This window comes from Pseudomonas sp. H3_E04 (assembly GCF_054668915.1).
In genome coordinates this window covers 1,538,749-1,557,170 of the sequence record NZ_CP162797.1, presented here as the reverse complement: position 1 = coordinate 1,557,170, position 18,422 = coordinate 1,538,749, and the positions used below count along the sequence as shown (strand labels likewise).

The following is an 18,422-nucleotide window of genomic DNA, read 5'->3' as shown; positions in this document are numbered from 1 at the left end:
CATGACCTCTCGCTGGACCACTGCAGTATTCGACACCGATCAACCCGGCGGCTGGGCCGTAGCGCGCAGCCCGGAAGGCTTTCTGTTCGATGACAACGGCGCGCTGTTCCCGCGCGAATGGCTCAAGCGCCAGGATCTTTCAGTCCTCGCCGAGCACGGCATTGGTCATCTGGATGGCGAGCCGGTGTATCTGCTCGAGTTGCGCAGTGTCAGCGAAGTGCCCGGTTGCGGCTGGAAGGGCCTGCGAGCGTTCATGCTCGAAGGCGATCACACGCTGTACAAAGTGCTCGGTTATGCCGCACAGATCGGCACTTGGGCGCGTGAGCATCGCTTCTGCGGCAACTGCGGCCAGCCGATGACGCAAGTCCCTCGCGAACGAGCGATGTATTGCCAGCCGTGCGATCTGCGCAGTTATCCGCGCATTTCACCAAGCATGATCGTGCTGATCACCCGTGGCGACGAAATCCTTCTGGCACGCTCGCCGCGTTTCGTCACCGGGGTTTACAGCACGCTGGCCGGCTTCGCCGAGCCGGGGGAGTCGGCCGAGGATTGCCTGATTCGCGAAGTGCGTGAAGAAGTGCAGATCGAAGTGAAGAACATCCAGTACATCGGCAGCCAGTGCTGGCCGTTCCCGCATTCGATGATGCTCGGCTTCCATGCCGAATATGCCGGTGGCGAAATTGTCTGTCAGGAAGACGAGATCGAGGACGCTCAGTGGTTCAACGTGCATGACTTGCCGCCGTTGCCGGCGTCGCGTTCGATTGCCCGTTACCTGATCGACGTCTACGTGGCGCGGCGCTTAGGCCACGCTGAACCAGTGTTGCCAGGCTAGGCGCACAGTCAGGCCAAGCACTACGGTGATGAACACTGGACGAATGAATTTGGCGCCGCCGCTGATTGCGGTACGCGCGCCAAAGAACGCCCCGACCATCACCGACAGGCCCATGCACAAGCCAATGATCCAGTCGACTTGTCCGGAGAAGATGAACACCGACAGCGCCGCGATGTTGCTGACAAAGTTCATGCTTCGCGCCACGCCGCTGGCCTTGACCAGATCGATCGGGTACAGCAGCAGACTGCTCACGGTCCAGAACGCGCCCGTGCCGGGGCCGGCCACGCCATCGTAGAAGCCGAGGCTGAAGCCTTGGGTCGATTGCCATTTCTTTTTGATCGGTGCGTCGCTGTCCAGCGGCGCTTTTGGCGTGCCGCCAAACAGCAGATACACACCACAAGCGAAGACGATCACCGGCAGCATCTTGTTCAGCCATTCGGCCGGCAGGTAATGCGCAACCACCGCACCGGTCAGCGCGCCGACCAGCGTGCCGACAATGGCGTGGGTCCACTGGCGTGGATGAAACAGTTTGCGCTTGTAGAAGGTGAAGCTGGCGGTGGCCGAACCGAAGGTCGAGCTCAACTTGTTGGTGCCCAGCACCAGATGCGGCGGCAGGCCCGCCGTCAGCAGCGCCGGCGTGGTCAACAGACCGCCACCGCCAGCAATGGCATCAATGAAACCGGCAAGGAAGGCAACGGCAGCCAGAATGGCCAGGGTGGTGAGGTCAACGCTGAGTTCGAAAGGCATGGAGTCGGCTTATTCGGCAAGGCGCAGAACGTGGGCTGCGGGGAGGGCGGTTATGTTACCTGTATCGAACTGTTGCGGCGAGCCAGAGCATGCCGTCGTCAATTACAGTCTGGAATACATTCCTGTGTAGGAGCTGCCGAAGGCTGCGATCTTCTGGGGCGCGGAGCGCCCCGGCTGCTGCGCGTGGGAACGATCAAATCAAGATCAAAAGATCGCAGCCTTCGGCAGCTCCTACACAGGGGTGGGTTGGCTTTAGAGACCGAGTTCACTCAGCCCCGGATGATCATCCGGCCGGCGGCCCAGCGGCCAGTGGAATTTGCGTTCGCTTTCCTTGATCGGCATGTCGTTGATGCATGCATAGCGCTGGAACATCAGGCCATTGTCATCAAATTCCCAGTTCTCGTTGCCGTAGGAGCGGAACCAGTTGCCCGAGTCGTCATGCCATTCATAGGCATAACGCACGGCGATACGCGTATCGGAGTAGGCCCAGAGCTCTTTGATCAAGCGATAATCCAGTTCCTTCGCCCATTTGCGCGTCAGAAAAGCCTTGGCCTCTTCGCGATTGTTGGCGAACTCGGCGCGATTGCGCCATTTGGTGTCGAGGGTGTAAGCGAGCGAAACCTTTTCCGGATCACGGGTGTTCCAGCCATCTTCGGCAAGGCGCACCTTCTCGATGGCTGAAGCGTGGTTGAAAGGTGGCAATGGCGGACGTACCTGGGCTGCAGTCGACATGTTCAATCTCCTGTTTCATTTAGTGTATGAACAACAAGTCCGGCTTATTAAGAGTTACAGGCCCAATAACTTTCGCGCCATGCATTGCGCATTATCGGCGGCACTGTGATCACCCATCACAAGCGCTACGGTAATGGCGCCTTCAATCAGAACCAGCAACTGTCTGGCCAGCAGTTGCGGATCCTCGGCGCCATGTTCGGTACACAGCTCGCACACGTAGTCGAGCAGCTTCTGTTTGTGTTCTTTGGCAACCAGCCGCACCGGATCCTGAGGATCCCCGGTTTCGCCGCTGGTGTTGATGAAGGCACAGCCGCGAAAGCCTTCCGAGTCGAACCAGCCCTTGAGCACGTTAAACAGGTTTAGCAGTCGATCAACCGGGGTTTCGGCCTGGTCGACAGCGCTCCTGAACCAATGCATCCAGCGAATATCCCGTCGTTGCAGGGCTGCGACTACCAACGCGTCCTTGTCGGCAAAGTAACGGTAAATGCTTTTTCTGGAGACGCCGGCGGTCTTCACCAGAAGATCCATGCTGGTGGCAGCGATGCCACTTTTGTAGATCAACTTTTCGGTAACATCCAGAATGATGTCGCATGTGTCGTTGCTGATTGATTTGTTCATGTGGCGAACAGTAGAACGAGTGTTCTTCTTGGTCAAGGGGTTTTTCAGTGACTGCGAAAGCGCTTTCGCGAGTAGGCTCGCTCCCACAGGGGAATGCATTTCAACGGTGGGAGCGAGCCTGCTCGCGAAGGGGCCATTACTGACGCTGACGAGACCCGGCGCAGACGATGGTGTAAGCTCTCAAACTCTTCGGAATCGAACCTTGCGAGCCTTATGCCGTTGCTTTTCAAACGTTCTCTGCTGCCCAAACTGCGCAGCTTCGCGCTGACCGCCGAGGCGGTGAGCATTCTGTCCAGTGCTGCTGAATTCCGACGCTGCCTGCTTGAGCAAATCGCTGCAGCGACCCAACGCATCTACATCGTTGCGCTGTATCTGCAGCAAGACGAAGCCGGCCAGGAAATCCTCGACGCCCTGCACGCCGCCAAGCTCAAGCGTCCCGAGCTGGAAATCGCCGTCGTGGTCGACTGGTTGCGCGCCCAGCGCGGTCTGATCGGCGCCGGCAAGCAACCGGGCAATGCCGCCTGGTATCAGGACATGACTCGCACGCACCAGAGCGAAGTGCCGATCTATGGCGTGCCAGTGCAGACCCGCGAGCTGTTCGGCGTGCTGCACCTCAAAGGCTTCGTGATCGATGACAAGGTGGTCTACAGCGGCGCGAGCCTCAACAATGTCTACCTGCACAAACTCGACAAGTACCGCTTCGACCGCTACCACGTGCTGCACAGTCGTGAGCTGGCGGATTCGATGCATCATCTGGTCAAGCATGGCCTGATCGAATCAAAAGCCGTGCACCGCCTCGACCTGCCCAACCTGCCGACCACCCGCAGCCTGCGCAACGACATCGGTGACCTGCGCAGTCGCCTCAAGTACGCGACGTACGACACCGGTGCGGGCAGTACCAGCAAAGAAGGGCTGTCGGTCACGCCATTGCTCGGGGTCGGCAAGAACAACCCGCTGAACCGCGCGATTCTCGAACTGATCGCCAGCGCGCAAAAGCAGCTGACCATTTGCACGCCATACTTCAACCTGCCCCTGGGCGTGATCCGCGAGATCAACCGAGCGCTGGCCCGTGGCGTGAAGATCGATATCGTGGTCGGCGACAAGACCGCCAACGATTTCTACATTCCGCCGAGCGAGCCGTTCAAGGTAATCGCCGCGCTGCCCTATCTGTACGAGATCAGCCTGCGCCGCTTCGCCAAACGCCATCAGCACAGCATCGACAGCGGCCAGTTGAACCTGCACTTGTGGCGCGACGGTGACAACACCTATCACCTCAAAGGCATGTGGATCGATCAGCGTTACACCTTGCTGACCGGCAATAACCTCAACCCACGGGCGTTCCGTCTTGATCTGGAAAACGCACTGCTGATCGAAGACCCGAAGGGCGAGTGGCAGGAGCCGCGGGCGAAAGAGCTGGAAAACATCTTCCGCCATACCACGCGGATCGACAGTTTTCAGAATCTGGAGACACTGCCGGATTATCCGGCAGGGGTGGCGAAGTTTCTCAAGCGGGTGAGTCGGGTGAGGATTGAGCGGTTGCTCTACAGGATTCTCTAGCGCGTCCGGAATTGCTTTCGCGAGCAGGCTCGCTCCCACAGGGAAATGCATTCCAACTGTGGGAGCGAGCCTGCTCGCGAAGGGGCCAGACCAGACGCTAAAAAATCAATTCAGACCCAACTTCCCGCGCATCATCGACAAATCTTCCGCCAGGGTATTCACCGGCCCGACCAGCGCTTTGCGGTCGTTGTCCTTGACCTTGTCATAGGTTTCAAAGCCGCCATCCGCCGTTTTGTATTTGGCGAGAATCCTGTCGACCGTGGCGAAGTTCTTGTCGACTTTCGCGACGAACGCTTTGTCCTGCTGTTCGATCTGTGGGCGGAACAGGTCGACGATCTTCTTCGCGCCATCGATATTGCCCTGGAAGTCATACAGGTCGGTGTGGCTGTAGCGGTCTTCCTCGCCGGAAATCTTCGTCGCCGCCACTTCTTCCAACAGCGCCGCCGCGCCGCCGACGACTTTCTCGGGCGGGAAGGTCAGGCCGGCAACACGGGTTTGCAGGTCATGCACGTCCTTGTTCAAACCGTCAGCCAACGCATCCAGACCTTTGGTGGACTTCTCCGCGAACAACGAATATTCGATCCGGTGGAAGCCCGTGAAATCTTCGGCCTTCACGCCTTTTTCGTGGTCGTCGACGCGCGAGTCGATGGACGCATCGAGATCGCTGAACAGCTCGGCAATCGGCTCGATCGACTCGTAATACACCCGTGTCGGCGCGTAGAGCTTCTGCGCGGTGGCCAAGTCGCCTTTCTTCACTGCGTCGGTGAACTGCTGGGTGTGGCTGGCCAGTTCATCGAGTTTTTCGGTGACGTAGATCTTGTAGTCCGACACCGGCCCCACCAGATCCAGCGGCGCAGTCGCGGCGAACGCCGACAGCGGGGTGTTGAGCAAACCGAGGGTCAGCAATAGCGCGAGTGGCGTCTTTTTCATGGGGCGGCTCCAGTGTCGGTTGGGTGTCATGCGGTTTTGTTGTGGGAGGTGGCAGCCAGCAACGAGCGACCGATGAAATCGGCGTCGCCGGTCACGCCGGGCAGGGTGAAGAAGTACCCGCCGCCGACCGGTTTGAGGTATTCCTCAAGCGGCTCGCCATTGAGGCGGGTCTGCACGGTGATAAAGCCTTTTTCCAGGTCGGCCTGATAGCAGATGAACAGCAGGCCCATGTCGAGCTGGCCGTTCTTGTTGACGCCGTTGGAGTAGTTGAACGGCCGGCGCAGGATCAGATTGGCCTGGGTCGCGGCGGTGCGTGGGTTGGCCAGACGAATGTGCGCGTCGAGCCTCGTCAGCTTGCCGGCCGGGTCTTTGCTGTAATCCGGCACTTCGCTTTCATTGTGGCCGCCGATGGGCGCGCCGCTGCTTTTGACCCGGCCGAGAATGCTTTCCTGCTCCTGCAACGGCGTGCGATCCCAGCGCTCGACGAAGTTGCGGATGATGCGCACCGCTTGATAACTGCCATGGGCAGCCCAGGCCGGCTCGTCGCTGCCCGGTTGCACCCAGACGATGTGGTCCATGGCCTTGGCGTCGTTGGAATCGGGGTTGGCCGAACCGTCGCGAAAACCGAGAAAGTTGCGCGCCGACTGCGCCGGTACGCCGGGTTTGGCCGGCGCTTGCGGCGGGACGCTGCCTTCCTGTTTCCAGCGCACCAGCAGCAGGTCAGGCAGGTTCTTGACGATGTCGCGCAGGGCGTGAATGTTGGTATCAGCGGTGTTGGCGCAGAACTGCAGGCTCAGGTCGCCATGGCAGCAATCGGCGTCCAGCGCATCGTTGGGAAAGCCGACCATGCGTTGCAGGCGCTTGGGCTTTGCCGCCGCCAGGCCGAAGCGCTCGTCGAACAGCGAATCGCCGACGGAAACGGTGATGGTCAAATTGTCCGGGGTGACCACCGGGCCGAGGATGCCGGAGTCCGGCGGCGGCAGTTTCGGGTCGATCTGCGCGACCGGGCCGCCCTTCATCAAAAACGCGATGCGCTCGTTCAAGGTGCGGAACAGCCGCTCAAGGTCTTCGCGATCAGAGGCCAGCACATCAAACGCCACCAGCATCCCGGAGGCCGGGCGCGGGGTGACGATGCCGGTCTGGTGCACGCCGTGGAAGTCGTGACGGTCTTCGGTCTTGTCGCTGCTCGGCGCTTCGGTGACTTGCGCAGGCAGCGCGGCCATGGCCGGGCAGCTCAGCGCTGATCCGGCGAGAGCGACGCCGGCAGCGCCCATGCCCATCAGCACGCGGCGCCGTTGCAGGTTGGGAGATTCTGAATCGTTCATCGGATGGTCTTCTGTTTACAGGTCGGAAAGGCCGAGGGCGGGGTCGATGCCATTCAGCGCCGTGGCCAGGGCCTTGGCTTTGGCGGCGAGCTGCTGGCGTTGCGCGGCGGTCACGGCGTCGTAACTGACGTAGCCGTCGGCAGATTTGAACGCGTTGAGCTGGCTATCGAGGTCGCCCAGCGCCTGGTCGACATTCGCCAGTACGTCTGCGGAGGATTTGCTCAGCATCGTTCGCAACAGGTCGACGACTTTGCGCGCGGTTTGCGCGTTGGCGGCGAAACCGTTGAGATCGCTGTGGCTGTAGCGTTCTTCTTCGCCGCTGCCAGCGCGCACCTCGGCGAGGCTGTTGAGGTTGCGCACGACGATGCTCACCAGTTGCTCCGGCGGCAGTGACTGCGCGAGCAACTGCTCTTTGAGTGTGGTGACGTCAGTGAGCAGGCGCTGGGCAATCGGCGCGACATCGTCGAGTTTGCGTTGCTGGAACAGCGCGTATTCGAGGCGATGGAAACCGACGAACGCCGGATCCTGCTCGCGCTTCTCGAAATAATCGGCGCGGGCATTGATCTGATTGTCCAGCTCGGCCAGGCGCTGCGCCGCCGGCGCCAGACGCTGATAAGCCGCACGCGCCGGCAGGTACAGCGCTTGCGCCTGCGCCATGTCACCACTGGCGATTGCCTGATCCAGCGCCGTAACCGCTTTGATCAACGCGCTGCCCTGAACGGCCAGATACACACGAAATTCCGACAGCGGCCCGACGAAAGCCACCATCGACGGCTTGGCCTTGGCGGCGGCATCCGAGGCTGCCGTCGGTGTCACGTGCAGAGTGCCGCGCGGGTTGCTGAGCAAGCCGCAGGTGATTGCATAGTCGCCCGGTTGCAGGTTGGCGTTGATCACCTGGCTCAGGCCCGGGGCGATGTTTTCCCGCTCTTCGACCACCAGCACGCCGTCGAGAATTTCCCACTCGACCGCACGCTCGGAGCGGTTGACGATGCGGAAACTGGCGCGGCCGGCCGGCACCGTCAGGGCATTCGGCTCACAACTGTGCGGATGGATGTTGACGACGATTTCGTCGTGGTTGTGCTGACGCTTGGCGGCGGCCATGTTCGAGGCGTACCAGAACAATCCACCAGCGGCGATCATCAGCACTACCGAGCCGGCCAGCGCCCAACGCAGGGCCCGAGGGGTTTGAATGTCAGACATGGGTGCCCTTATTGGCTGGAAACGGAAGTCGTTGGCGTTGCCTGGCGGGGCGCGGGCATGAAGAACATCACCAGCGCCAGCAGCAGATAAAGCAGATACGCGCCGAGGGTGCTGACGGTCGGCGCGTCCTGATAGCCGAACATACCGGCCAGCACCGAGCCCAGCGGGCCGTCCATCGGCAGCGTCGCGCTGAAGTCGAACAGCACGGTTTGCAGGTGATTCCACAGCCCGGCTTCATGCAGCGCCTGGACCGAGTTGGCGAGGATGCCTGCGGCGACCACAAGGATGAACAATCCGGTCCACTTGAAGAACGCCGAGAGATTGAGGCGCATGCTGCCGCTGTAAATCAGGAAACCGACGATCACCGCCAGGATCAGGCCGAGCAGGGCGCCGATCGGCGCGCCCGGGCCTTCGCTTTGCTGGAACACGGCGAGCAGGAAGAACACCGTTTCCAGACCTTCGCGAGCGACGGCGAAGAAGACCATGGCGATCAGCGCAATCACTTGATGCTTCGATGCCGTCAGCGCCTGATCGAGCGAGGCTTGCAGGGAATGCTTGATCGACCGCGCGACCTTGCGCATCCAGAACACCATCGAACTGAGAATGCCCACCGCGACCAGACCGACCACGCCTTCGAACAGCTCCTGCTGCTTTTGCGGAAATTCAGCACTGACCAGTTCCAGGCCACCACCGACCAGCAAGGCGAGTGCGGCAGCGAGGAAAACGCCGATCCATACGGCCGGCATCCACTGGCCACGGCCGGTCTGCTGCAAATAACTGGCGATGATGCCGACGATAAGCGCGGCCTCGATGCCTTCGCGCAACATGATCAAAAAGGGGACGAGCATTGGCGAGCCACAGCGATTTAGATAGGAGGCTAAGTTGTAACATAATGACACTCATTCCCAAATGGCATTCATTGACATTTAGCTGAACCTTAGCTGAACGAACGCCATCTTCGTCCCGCATAGATTGCCTGTGGGAGCGAGCCTGCTCGCGAACGCGATGTGCCTGTGAGGCATCTTCATCTGACACACCGCTTTCGCGAGCAGGCTCGCTCCCACATTGGCCCTGCGGTGAATTCAGCAGCTGGGTTAAGATGCCCACCACCCAAAAACAACAAGGCTTACCTCGCTCCATGGCGGAAAAAGACACCATTGCCATTCAACTGGTGCGCGAAGCGCTGCTGCAGAGTTGTGCCCCGGGCGCGGCGACCGATGAGGCGTTGAGCAAGGTCGGTATTGATCCGGCCCTGTTAACGGCCGACGAGGGCAGGGTGCCGGCCTCGCAATACGCCAAACTCTGGCGCCTGTTGGCACGGCGCTGTGATGACGAGTTCTTCGGCATGGACCCGCGCAAGCTCAAGTCCGGCAGTCTGGCGTTTCTGTGTCACAGCGCCATGGCACAGCCGACGCTGACGGCGGCGCTGGATAGCGGTCTGACGTTCCTGTCGCTGATGCTCGAAAAGCTGCCGGCGCAACTGGTGCGTCAGCAGAGTTTGGCCGAAATCGTCCTGCTCGAAGACGACGCCGAGCCGCGCCGCGCCTTCACCTATTTCACCTACTGGATGATCGTGCACGGCGTGGCGTGCTGGCTGGCCGGGCGGCGGATTCCGATTCTGGCGATTGAACTGCGCTGCGCGGAGCCGGATTTCACTGACGATTATCGGGTGATGTTTTCGGAAAACCTGCGTTTCGAGCGAGCACGGACACGGATGATTTTTTCCGCCGATTGCCTCGATCTGCCGATCAAGCGCAGCGCCGAAGAGCTGAAGCGTTTTCTCGCCCAGGCGCCGGCCAACATTCTGGTCAAGTACCGCGACCCCGACAGCCTCGCCAGCCGGATCAAGCAGGATCTGCGACAACTGCCCGCCGAGCAATGGCCGGAAACCGAAGCGCTGGCCCAGCAACTGTGCATGTCCGCCTCGACCCTGCGCCGGCGTCTGGCCGAGGAGGGGCAGACTTATCAGGGGCTCAAAGACAGCGTGCGAAAAGAGCTGGCGATTACCTGGCTGGCGGAACCTTCGATCAGTTTCGTCGAGATTGCTGCGCGGCTGGGCTTTGCTGATGCCAGTTCGTTCTACAAAGCGTTTCGCAAGTGGTCGGGGTCGAACCCGGGGCATTACCGCACACTGATCCTCAATGAGGTTGTCTGACCCGACGCCTTCGCGAGCAGGCTCGCTCCCACATTTTTGAAATGCGTTCCCCCTGTAGGAGCTGCCGAAGGCTGCGATCTTTTGATCTTGATCTTGATCTGGATCTGGATGGTGAAAGTCAAGATCAACAGATCGCAGCCTCGTTGCACTCGTCAGCTCCTACAGGGCATGCGGCCCCAACTCTTGGCCAAACCAGTCAGCCACGTTGATAACTTTGACCATTGCCCCAGACCCCGCGCGGCGCGACTATCCCTGTGTTGTTTACGGTTCCCAGCCTAATAAAAACACCGAGGGATTCTGGCAATGCGCGATTACTTGTCTGCCACCGAACAGTTCGATTATCAGCACACCGTCGACGCGTCGCTCAGCGGCACGCTCGCTGCGCTCAACGCTTGCGTCGAATGCTGCGACCGCCATGCCTTGCCGGGGCGCATTGCGTTGTTCTGGGAAGGTCGCGACGGCTCAAGTGCGACTTACACCTTCACTGATCTGCAAGACAAAGCCGCGCGTTTCGCCAATTTCCTCCTCGCTCAAGGCGTGCAAAAGGGCGACAAGGTCGCCGGCCTGCTGCCACGCAACATCGAGTTACTCATCACCGTGCTCGCCACCTGGCGCATCGGCGCGGTGTATCAACCGCTATTCACTGCATTCGGGCCGAAAGCCCTCGAACATCGCCTGAACAGTTCCGGGGCGAAAGTCGTGGTCACCGACGCGATCAACCGACCGAAGCTGGATGAAGTCAGCGCATGTCCGACCATCGTCACTGTTGCCGGCGTGAAAGGTCAGGGCATTGTCCGTGGTGATTTCAGCTTCTGGGCTGAGCTGGCCAACCATTCCGATGTTTGCGAACCGACGTTGCTGACTGGCGAAGACCCGTTCCTGCTGATGTTCACCTCGGGCACCACGGGGCCTGCGAAAGCGCTGTCGGTGCCGCTCAAAGCCATCGTCGCCTTCCAGAGCTACACCCGCGATGCGGTGGACTTGCGCCCTGAAGATGCGTTCTGGAACGTCGCCGATCCGGGCTGGGCCTACGGCATTTATTTCGGCGTGACCGGGCCGTTGGCGCTGGGCCACCCGATTACCTTCTACGATGGCCCGTTCACTCTCGAAAGCACCTGCCGGGTGATCAACAAATACGGCATTACCAATCTCACCGGCTCACCCACGGCCTATCGACTGCTGATTGCAGGGGGAGAGGAATTTGCCAGATCGATCAAGGGCAAGCTGCGTATCGTCAGCAGCGCCGGTGAGCCACTGAATCCGGAAGTAATCCGCTGGTTCGCCGACAACCTCGATGTGGCCATCCATGATCACTACGGCCAGACCGAACTGGGCATGGTGCTGTGCAACCACCACGGCCTCGAGCACCCGGTGCATGTCGGCGCCGCCGGTTTCGCTTCGCCGGGCCATCGCATCGTCGTGCTCGATGAGCAATACAACGAACTCGGCGTCGGTCAGCCGGGCATTCTTGCCATCGACCGCCCGCAGTCGCCGATGTGCTGGTTCGGCGGCTACGAAGGCGCGCCGACCAAGGCCTTCGTCGGCAACTACTACCTGAGCGGCGACACCGTGGAGTGGAACCCGGACGGCAGCATCAGCTTCGTCGGCCGTAGCGATGATGTGATTACCACTTCGGGCTACCGCGTCGGCCCGTTCGACGTGGAAAGCGCCCTGATCGAACACCCGGCCGTGGTCGAAGCGGCGGTCGTCGGCAAGCCCGACCCGGAGCGCACCGAACTGGTCAAAGCCTTCGTTGTGCTGAGTGCGCAGTACCGCGCTGCGCCGGAGTTGGCCGAAGAACTGCGCCAACACGTGCGCAAACGTCTGGCCGCGCACTCGTACCCGCGTGAAATCGAATTTGTCAGCGAATTGCCCAAGACCCCGAGTGGCAAATTGCAGCGCTTTATCTTGCGCAACCAGGAAATCGCCAAGGCTCAAGAGGCCGCGGCGCACAACGTTTCAGCTTGAATCCAAGGAAACACCGTCATGCAGATCGAGAACAAGGTTTTTATCGTCACCGGCGGCGCATCAGGCCTCGGTGCCGCCAGCGCTGAATTGCTGGTCAGTGCCGGCGCCAAAGTCATGCTGGTCGACATGAACGCCGAAGCCGTCGCCGCTCAGGCCCAGCGCCTCGGTGCGCAAAGTGTGGTTGCCGACATCAGCAATGAGGCGGCTGCCGAAGCGGCGGTGCAAGCGACGATCGCCGCGTTTGGCAGCCTCAATGGCCTGGTCAACTGCGCCGGTATCGTGCGTGGCGAGAAGATCCTCGGCAAGAACGGCCCGCACGCACTCAGCAGCTTCGCGCAGGTGATCAACGTCAACCTGATCGGCAGTTTCAATATGCTGCGTCTGGCCGCTGCGGCGATTGCCGAGAGCGAGGCCAATGCTGACGGTGAGCGTGGCGTGATCATCAACACTGCCTCGGTCGCAGCGTTCGACGGTCAGATCGGCCAGGCTGCGTACTCCGCATCCAAAGGCGCGATCGCCAGCCTGACCCTGCCGGCCGCCCGCGAACTGGCGCGCTTCGGCATCCGCGTGATGACTATCGCACCGGGCATCTTCGAAACGCCGATGATGGCCGGCATGACTCCGGAAGTGCGCGACTCGCTGGCCGCCGGCGTGCCATTCCCGCCGCGCCTGGGCAAGCCCGCCGAATACGCCGCGCTGGTGCGCCACATCATCGAAAACAGCATGCTCAACGGCGAGGTGATCCGTCTCGACGGCGCCTTGCGCATGGCCGCCAAGTAAAGAGGATTAGTCATGACTACTGCCAACGATCCGATTGTTATCGTCAGCGCCGTCCGCACCCCGATGGGCGGCTTTCAAGGTGAACTGAAAAGCCTCACCACACCGCAACTCGGCGCGGCGGCGATCAAGGCTGCGGTCGAACGCGCCGGTGTCGCCAGCGACGCGGTTGACGAAGTGCTGTTCGGCTGCGTACTGCCCGCCGGCCTCGGCCAGGCGCCGGCACGCCAGGCTGCGCTGGGTGCCGGGCTGGATAAATCGACCCGCTGCACCACGGTCAACAAGATGTGCGGCTCGGGCATGCAGACCACCATCATGGCCCACGACATGCTGCTCGCCGGCAGTGCCGACGTGGTGATCGCCGGCGGCATGGAAAGCATGTCCAACTCGCCGTACCTGCTCGATCGTGCCCGCGCCGGCTATCGCATGGGCCATGGCCGCGTGCTCGATTCGATGTTCCTCGACGGCCTCGAAGACGCCTACGACAAGGGCCGCCTGATGGGCACCTTCGCCGAAGATTGCGCCGAGGCCAACGGCTTCAGCCGCGAAGCGCAGGACGCTTTCGCCATCGCTTCGACCACCCGCGCGCAACAGGCGATCAAGGACGGCAGCTTCAAGGACGAAATCGTCCCGCTGACGGTGACCGTCGGCAAAGAGCAGGTGGTCATCAGCAACGATGAACAGCCGCCAAAAGCCAAACTCGACAAGGTTGCCTCGCTGAAACCGGCGTTCCGCGAGGGCGGCACGGTCACGGCGGCCAACTCCAGCTCGATCTCCGACGGCGCGGCGGCGCTGGTGCTGATGCGCCAGTCCCACGCCCAGCAACTGGGCCTCAAGCCGCTGGCGGTGATTCATGGCCACGCGGCGTTCGCTGATACCCCGGGCCTGTTTCCCACTGCACCGATCGGCGCAATCAAGAAACTGGTGAAGAAGACCGGTTGGGCGCTGGATCAGGTGGATCTGTTTGAAGTAAACGAGGCGTTCGCGGTGGTCGGCATGGCGGCGATGACGCACCTGGAGATTCCCCACGACAAGCTCAACGTGCACGGCGGCGCCTGCGCGCTGGGCCATCCGATCGGTGCATCGGGGGCGCGGATTCTGGTGACGTTGCTCGCGGCTTTGCGGCAGAAACAGCTCAAGCGCGGCATTGCAGCGATCTGCATTGGCGGCGGCGAAGCCACGGCCATGGCTGTGGAATGCGTTTACTGACCGACACCGCCCCCTGTAGGAGCTGACGAGTGCAACGAGGCTGCGATCTCTTGATCTTGCTTTCACAATCAGGATCAAGATCAAAAGATCGCAGCCTTCGGCAGCTCCTACAGGGGACTGTTGTGCGACTGACATTCAAGGACTCACCATGATCCCCAATGAAGACCAAACCCAGATCCGCGACATGGCCCGGCAGTTTGCCGAGGAGCGGCTCAAGCCGTTCGCCGCCGAGTGGGATCGCGAGCACCGTTTCCCCAGGGAAGCCATCGCCGAGATGGCCGAGCTGGGCTTTTTCGGCATGCTCGTGCCGGAGCAGTGGGGTGGCTGTGACACCGGCTACCTGGCATACGCCATGGCTCTGGAAGAAATCGCCGCCGGCGACGGTGCGTGCTCGACGATCATGAGCGTGCACAACTCGGTCGGCTGTGTGCCGATTCTCAAGTTCGGCAATGACGACCAGCGCGAGCGCTTCCTCAAACCATTGGCCAGCGGCGCCATGCTCGGCGCCTTCGCGCTGACCGAACCGCAGGCCGGTTCCGATGCCAGCAGCCTGAAAACCCGCGCGCGGCTGGACGGCGATCACTACGTGCTCAACGGCTGCAAACAGTTCATCACCTCCGGGCAGAACGCCGGCATCGTGATCGTGTTTGCCGTGACCGACCCGAGTGCGGGCAAGCGCGGGATCAGCGCGTTTATCGTGCCGACCGACTCGCCAGGCTACAAAGTCGCGCGGGTCGAAGACAAACTCGGCCAGCATGCCTCCGACACCTGCCAGATCCTCTTCGAAGATGTGAAAGTGCCGGTTGCCAACCGCCTTGGCGAGGAGGGCGAGGGCTACAAGATTGCCTTGGCCAACCTCGAAGGCGGCCGCGTCGGTATCGCCTCGCAAGCCGTCGGCATGGCCCGCGCCGCGTTCGAAGCCGCCCGTGATTACGCCCGTGAGCGTGACACCTTCGGCAAGCCGATCATCGAGCATCAGGCCGTGGCGTTCCGCCTGGCGGACATGGCCACGCAAATCGCCGTCGCCCGGCAGATGGTGCACTACGCCGCAGCCTTGCGTGACAGCGGCCAACCGGCGCTGGTCGAGGCGTCGATGGCCAAGCTGTTCGCCTCGGAAATGGCCGAGAAGGTCTGTTCCATGGCCTTGCAAACCCTCGGCGGTTACGGTTACCTCAACGACTTCCCGCTGGAACGCATCTACCGCGACGTGCGCGTCTGCCAGATCTACGAAGGCACCAGCGACATTCAGCGCATGGTTATTTCGCGCAATCTCTGACAAGGAATTTTATTCATGACTTACGAAACCATCCTGCTGGAAACCCGCGACCGCGTCGGCCTGATCACCCTCAACCGGCCGCAGGCGCTGAACGCGCTGAATGCGCAACTGGTCAGCGAAGTGAACCACGCGCTGGATACGCTGGAAGCCGATGCGCACATTGGTTGCATCGTCCTCACCGGTTCGAAAAAAGCCTTCGCCGCTGGCGCCGACATCAAGGAAATGGCCGAGCTGACCTATCCGCAGATCTATATGGACGATCTGTTCAGCGACAGCGATCGCGTCGCCAACCGGCGCAAACCGATCATCGCAGCGGTCAATGGTTTTGCCCTTGGCGGCGGTTGTGAACTGGCGCTGATGTGCGACTTCATCCTGGCTGGCGACAACGCCAGATTCGGCCAGCCGGAAATCAACCTCGGCGTGCTGCCGGGCATGGGCGGCACCCAGCGCCTGACCCGCGCCGTGGGCAAAGCCAAAGCCATGGAAATGTGCCTGAGCGGGCGCATGATCGATGCGCTGGAAGCCGAGCGCTGCGGCATCGTCGCGCGGATCGTGCCGAGTGATGAATTGCTTGATGAGGCGCTGAAAGTTGCAGCAGTGATCGCCGGCAAGTCGCTGCCAATTGCGATGATGATCAAGGAGAGCGTGAATCGTGCGTTCGAGGTCAACCTGACCGAAGGCGTGCGCTTTGAGCGGCGGGTGTTTCATGCCGCGTTTGCGACGCAGGATCAGAAGGAAGGGATGGCGGCGTTTATTGCCAAGCGTGAGGCTGCATTTCAGGGTAAATGATGCGGCGTCCGGGCGGACGCATTTGCGAGCAGGCTCGCTCCCACATTGGACGGTGGATCCCTGTGGGGGCGAGCCTGCTCGCGAAGCTTTTAAAGGCCCACTCACTAACGCTAGTCTGTTGACCTTCTTGCACATCGAGAGCAGAGGTCAACATGCGTATCGGATTTATCGGGCTGGGTTCCATGGGCAAGGGCATGGCTGCCAACCTGCTCAAGGCCGGCCATGAACTGCGGGTGTGGAACCGCAGCCAGCCTGCTGTCGAACAACTGGTCAGGCAGGGCGCAACGGCCGCCAGCGATCCCGGCGAAGCCTTCGCTGCCGACGTGGTGATCAGCATGCTCGCCGACGACGCGGTGACGCGCGCCGTGCTGATCGACAGCGGCGCGTTGGCCTCAAGCAAACCGGGGCTGATTCACCTGAGCATGGCCACGCTGTCGGTCGAGTTCATCAAGGAACTGGCGCCGCTGCATGAAAGCGTCGGCGCCAGCTTGATTGCCGCCCCGGTGTTCGGGCGCAATGATCTGGCCGAGGCCGGCAAGCTCAACATCGCCGTCGGCGGCCCGGCCAGCGCGATTGCCCGGGTTCAGCTGCTGCTGGATGTGATGGGTCAGAAAACCTGGCCGATGGGCGAAGATCCGGTCAACGCCGCCATCCTCAAGATCGCCACCAACATGATGTTGATCAGCGCCATCGAATCCACCGGCGAAGCGATGGCGTTGACCCAGAGTTATGGCGTGGGCAATCGCGATTTCGTCGAGTTCATCACCAACACCCTGTTCGCCGCGCCGGCTTATAAGGTCTATGGGCCGAAGATTGCCGAGCGTGAAACTGAAGGGGCAGGGTTTACCTTGCGTCTGGGTTTGAAGGATGTCGGCTTGGCGCTGAAAGCAGGCGAGCCGAATCATGTGCCGTTGCCGGTGGCCAGTGTGTTGCGCGACAACTTGCTCGATGCGGTGGCGTTGGGCGAGGGGGAGAGTGATCTGGCGGCGTTGGGAGTGAGGGCGATCAGGCGTTCTGGGCAGAATTGAAAAGGATCAAAAGATCGCAGCCGTCGGCAGCTCCTTGGAATGCGCTGTCCTGTAGGAGCTGCCGAAGGCTGCGATCTTTTGCACTGCAAGGCGCTATCCCCAGCCTGCCAGGGAAACGCTACCTTTAGAGCTGATAGTTCTTCAAATCGCGCGCAATCACCATCCGCTGTATCTCGCTCGACCCTTCATAGATCTGCGTGATCCGCGCATCGCGGTAGTACTTCTCGACCGGGTAGTCCTCCAGATAGCCATAGCCGCCATGGATCTGGATTGCCGACGAACAGACCTTCTCGGCCATTTCCGAAGCGAACAGCTTGGCCTGCGAAGCCTCGGACAAGCATGGTTTGCCCGCCGTCCTCAGACGCGCTGCATGCAGGATCAGCAACCGCGCGGCGTTGATCTGCAGGTGCATGTCCGCGAGCAGATTGGCGATGCTCTGGTGCTCGATGATCGGCTTGTCGAATTGCACGCGATCCTTGGAATACGCCAGTGCCGCTTCAAACGCCGCGCGAGCGATACCCAACGCCTGCGCCGCGATGCCGATGCGTCCGCCCTCAAGGTTGGACAGGGCAATCGCCAGACCTTTGCCGCGCTCGCCGAGCAGGTTGGCTTCGGGAATGCTGCAGTTGCTCAGCGTCACCGCGCAGGTGTCGGAAGCGCGGATGCCCATTTTGTGTTCGGTGCGATCGACGATGAAACCCGGTGTATCGGTCGGTACCAGAAACGCCGAAAGGCCTTTCTTGCCCAGCTCCGGGTCGGTCACCGCAAAGACGATCGCCAGTTTCGCCCGTTTGCCATTGCTGACGAATTGCTTGGCGCCGTTGATTACCCACTGGCCGTCGCGCAGTTCGGCGCGGGTGCGCAGGTTGTGCGCTTCGGAACCGGCCTGCGGTTCGGTCAGACAGAAGCAACCGATGGTTTGCCCACTGGCCAGATCGGCGAGCCAGGTTTGTTTCTGCTCATTGCTGCCGTAGTTGAGCACCGGGCCGCAGCCGACCGAGTTGTGGATGCTCATGAACGCACCGGCGGCGCCATCGCCGGCGGAGATTTCCTCAACGGCCAGCGCATAGGCGACGTAATCGACGTAAGTGCCGCCCCATTCCTCAGGTACGACCATGCCGAGCAAGCCCAGCTCACCCATCTTCGCCACCAGAGCATCGTCGATCCAGCCGGCCTTTTCCCAGGCCTGGGCGTGCGGGGCGATTTCGCCACGGGCAAAGTCCCGGGCCATGTCGCGGATCATCACTTGTTCTTCAGTCAGTTCGAGATCGTGCATGGC

Annotated in this window: 17 protein-coding genes; 9 read left to right on the top strand and 8 right to left on the bottom strand. The window is 61.3% G+C overall.

Annotated elements, in window-relative coordinates; translation table 11 throughout:
- The first annotated feature begins 1 nt into the window (after position 1).
- Entirely contained in the window at positions 2 to 832 is an 831-nt protein-coding gene (nudC, locus tag AB4N53_RS07010; RefSeq protein ID WP_460119314.1) for an NAD(+) diphosphatase, read from the top strand.
- Here the strand turns inward: nudC and AB4N53_RS07005 are convergent.
- From AB4N53_RS07005 to AB4N53_RS06995, 3 genes are all read right to left on the bottom strand, one after another.
- Entirely contained in the window at positions 800 to 1,579 is a 780-nt protein-coding gene (locus AB4N53_RS07005; RefSeq protein ID WP_101160301.1) for a TSUP family transporter, read from the bottom strand. The genes nudC and AB4N53_RS07005 overlap by 33 nt on opposite strands.
- A gap of 252 nt (positions 1,580 to 1,831) precedes the next feature.
- Positions 1,832 to 2,311 (bottom strand): nuclear transport factor 2 family protein, encoded by a 480-nt coding sequence (locus AB4N53_RS07000; RefSeq protein ID WP_041480390.1) that lies wholly within the window; start codon positions 2,309 to 2,311, stop codon positions 1,832 to 1,834.
- A gap of 54 nt (positions 2,312 to 2,365) precedes the next feature.
- Positions 2,366 to 2,929, bottom strand: coding sequence for a TetR/AcrR family transcriptional regulator (locus tag AB4N53_RS06995; protein WP_460119312.1), 564 nt, complete (start codon positions 2,927 to 2,929; stop codon positions 2,366 to 2,368).
- Between the two features lie 213 nt (positions 2,930 to 3,142).
- Here AB4N53_RS06995 and pssA point away from each other — a divergent pair, with 213 nt between their 5' ends.
- The gene (gene pssA, locus AB4N53_RS06990) at positions 3,143 to 4,486 is read left to right on the top strand and encodes a CDP-diacylglycerol--serine O-phosphatidyltransferase (RefSeq protein ID WP_460119310.1); all 1,344 of its coding nucleotides are present in this window, start codon (positions 3,143 to 3,145) and stop codon (positions 4,484 to 4,486) included.
- A 105-nt stretch (positions 4,487 to 4,591) separates the two neighbouring features.
- Here pssA and efeO (AB4N53_RS06985) read toward each other — a convergent pair whose 3' ends face one another.
- The 4 genes from efeO (AB4N53_RS06985) to efeU are packed head-to-tail and all read right to left on the bottom strand — an operon-like array spanning position 4,592 to position 8,789.
- Positions 4,592 to 5,416: an iron uptake system protein EfeO gene (efeO, locus tag AB4N53_RS06985; RefSeq protein WP_460119308.1), complete on the bottom strand. Its 825-nt coding sequence runs from the start codon at positions 5,414 to 5,416 to the stop codon at positions 4,592 to 4,594.
- 26 nt (positions 5,417 to 5,442) lie between these two features.
- Positions 5,443 to 6,741 (bottom strand): iron uptake transporter deferrochelatase/peroxidase subunit, encoded by a 1,299-nt coding sequence (gene efeB, locus AB4N53_RS06980; protein ID WP_460119306.1) that lies wholly within the window; start codon positions 6,739 to 6,741, stop codon positions 5,443 to 5,445.
- 15 nt (positions 6,742 to 6,756) lie between these two features.
- Positions 6,757 to 7,941 (bottom strand): iron uptake system protein EfeO, encoded by a 1,185-nt coding sequence (efeO, locus tag AB4N53_RS06975; RefSeq protein WP_460119304.1) that lies wholly within the window; start codon positions 7,939 to 7,941, stop codon positions 6,757 to 6,759.
- Positions 7,942 to 7,949: 8 nt separating this feature from the next.
- Entirely contained in the window at positions 7,950 to 8,789 is an 840-nt protein-coding gene (gene efeU, locus AB4N53_RS06970) for an iron uptake transporter permease EfeU (RefSeq protein WP_460119302.1), read from the bottom strand.
- Between the two features lie 290 nt (positions 8,790 to 9,079).
- Here efeU and AB4N53_RS06965 point away from each other — a divergent pair, with 290 nt between their 5' ends.
- From AB4N53_RS06965 to AB4N53_RS06935, 7 genes are all read left to right on the top strand, one after another.
- Positions 9,080 to 10,096: an AraC family transcriptional regulator gene (locus AB4N53_RS06965; protein WP_460119300.1), complete on the top strand. Its 1,017-nt coding sequence runs from the start codon at positions 9,080 to 9,082 to the stop codon at positions 10,094 to 10,096.
- A 303-nt stretch (positions 10,097 to 10,399) separates the two neighbouring features.
- On the top strand, positions 10,400 to 12,064 hold the full coding sequence (locus tag AB4N53_RS06960) for an AMP-binding protein (protein WP_460119298.1): 1,665 nt from the start codon (positions 10,400 to 10,402) through the stop codon (positions 12,062 to 12,064).
- An 18-nt stretch (positions 12,065 to 12,082) separates the two neighbouring features.
- The gene (locus AB4N53_RS06955) at positions 12,083 to 12,844 is read left to right on the top strand and encodes an SDR family NAD(P)-dependent oxidoreductase (protein ID WP_460119296.1); all 762 of its coding nucleotides are present in this window, start codon (positions 12,083 to 12,085) and stop codon (positions 12,842 to 12,844) included.
- A 12-nt stretch (positions 12,845 to 12,856) separates the two neighbouring features.
- On the top strand, positions 12,857 to 14,050 hold the full coding sequence (locus AB4N53_RS06950; RefSeq protein WP_460119294.1) for an acetyl-CoA C-acyltransferase: 1,194 nt from the start codon (positions 12,857 to 12,859) through the stop codon (positions 14,048 to 14,050).
- A 148-nt stretch (positions 14,051 to 14,198) separates the two neighbouring features.
- The gene (locus AB4N53_RS06945) at positions 14,199 to 15,326 is read left to right on the top strand and encodes an acyl-CoA dehydrogenase (RefSeq protein WP_217848704.1); all 1,128 of its coding nucleotides are present in this window, start codon (positions 14,199 to 14,201) and stop codon (positions 15,324 to 15,326) included.
- A 15-nt stretch (positions 15,327 to 15,341) separates the two neighbouring features.
- Positions 15,342 to 16,115, top strand: a complete 774-nt coding sequence (locus AB4N53_RS06940) for an enoyl-CoA hydratase (RefSeq protein WP_460119291.1) — start codon at positions 15,342 to 15,344, stop codon at positions 16,113 to 16,115.
- Positions 16,116 to 16,267: 152 nt separating this feature from the next.
- Positions 16,268 to 17,143 (top strand): NAD(P)-dependent oxidoreductase, encoded by an 876-nt coding sequence (locus AB4N53_RS06935; protein WP_460119289.1) that lies wholly within the window; start codon positions 16,268 to 16,270, stop codon positions 17,141 to 17,143.
- A 124-nt stretch (positions 17,144 to 17,267) separates the two neighbouring features.
- Here the strand turns inward: AB4N53_RS06935 and AB4N53_RS06930 are convergent, their stop codons facing one another.
- The gene (locus AB4N53_RS06930) at positions 17,268 to 18,419 is read right to left on the bottom strand and encodes an acyl-CoA dehydrogenase family protein (RefSeq protein WP_460119287.1); all 1,152 of its coding nucleotides are present in this window, start codon (positions 18,417 to 18,419) and stop codon (positions 17,268 to 17,270) included.
- Positions 18,420 to 18,422: the final 3 nt, after the last annotated feature.

Coding starts and splice junctions, on each gene's coding strand:
- efeB (WP_460119306.1), bottom strand. CDS start 6,741: ATGAACGATTCAGAATCTCCCAACCTGCAACGGCGCCGCGTGCTGATG.
- AB4N53_RS06940 (WP_460119291.1), top strand. CDS start 15,342: ATGACTTACGAAACCATCCTGCTGGAAACCCGCGACCGCGTCGGCCTG.
- pssA (WP_460119310.1), top strand. CDS start 3,143: ATGCCGTTGCTTTTCAAACGTTCTCTGCTGCCCAAACTGCGCAGCTTC.
- AB4N53_RS06960 (WP_460119298.1), top strand. CDS start 10,400: ATGCGCGATTACTTGTCTGCCACCGAACAGTTCGATTATCAGCACACC.
- efeO (WP_460119304.1), bottom strand. CDS start 7,941: ATGTCTGACATTCAAACCCCTCGGGCCCTGCGTTGGGCGCTGGCCGGC.
- AB4N53_RS06930 (WP_460119287.1), bottom strand. CDS start 18,419: ATGCACGATCTCGAACTGACTGAAGAACAAGTGATGATCCGCGACATG.
- AB4N53_RS06995 (WP_460119312.1), bottom strand. CDS start 2,929: ATGAACAAATCAATCAGCAACGACACATGCGACATCATTCTGGATGTT.
- efeU (WP_460119302.1), bottom strand. CDS start 8,789: ATGCTCGTCCCCTTTTTGATCATGTTGCGCGAAGGCATCGAGGCCGCG.
- AB4N53_RS06965 (WP_460119300.1), top strand. CDS start 9,080: ATGGCGGAAAAAGACACCATTGCCATTCAACTGGTGCGCGAAGCGCTG.
- AB4N53_RS06935 (WP_460119289.1), top strand. CDS start 16,268: ATGCGTATCGGATTTATCGGGCTGGGTTCCATGGGCAAGGGCATGGCT.
- AB4N53_RS07000 (WP_041480390.1), bottom strand. CDS start 2,311: ATGTCGACTGCAGCCCAGGTACGTCCGCCATTGCCACCTTTCAACCAC.
- AB4N53_RS06945 (WP_217848704.1), top strand. CDS start 14,199: ATGATCCCCAATGAAGACCAAACCCAGATCCGCGACATGGCCCGGCAG.
- AB4N53_RS06955 (WP_460119296.1), top strand. CDS start 12,083: ATGCAGATCGAGAACAAGGTTTTTATCGTCACCGGCGGCGCATCAGGC.
- AB4N53_RS07005 (WP_101160301.1), bottom strand. CDS start 1,579: ATGCCTTTCGAACTCAGCGTTGACCTCACCACCCTGGCCATTCTGGCT.
- nudC (WP_460119314.1), top strand. CDS start 2: ATGACCTCTCGCTGGACCACTGCAGTATTCGACACCGATCAACCCGGC.
- AB4N53_RS06950 (WP_460119294.1), top strand. CDS start 12,857: ATGACTACTGCCAACGATCCGATTGTTATCGTCAGCGCCGTCCGCACC.
- efeO (WP_460119308.1), bottom strand. CDS start 5,416: ATGAAAAAGACGCCACTCGCGCTATTGCTGACCCTCGGTTTGCTCAAC.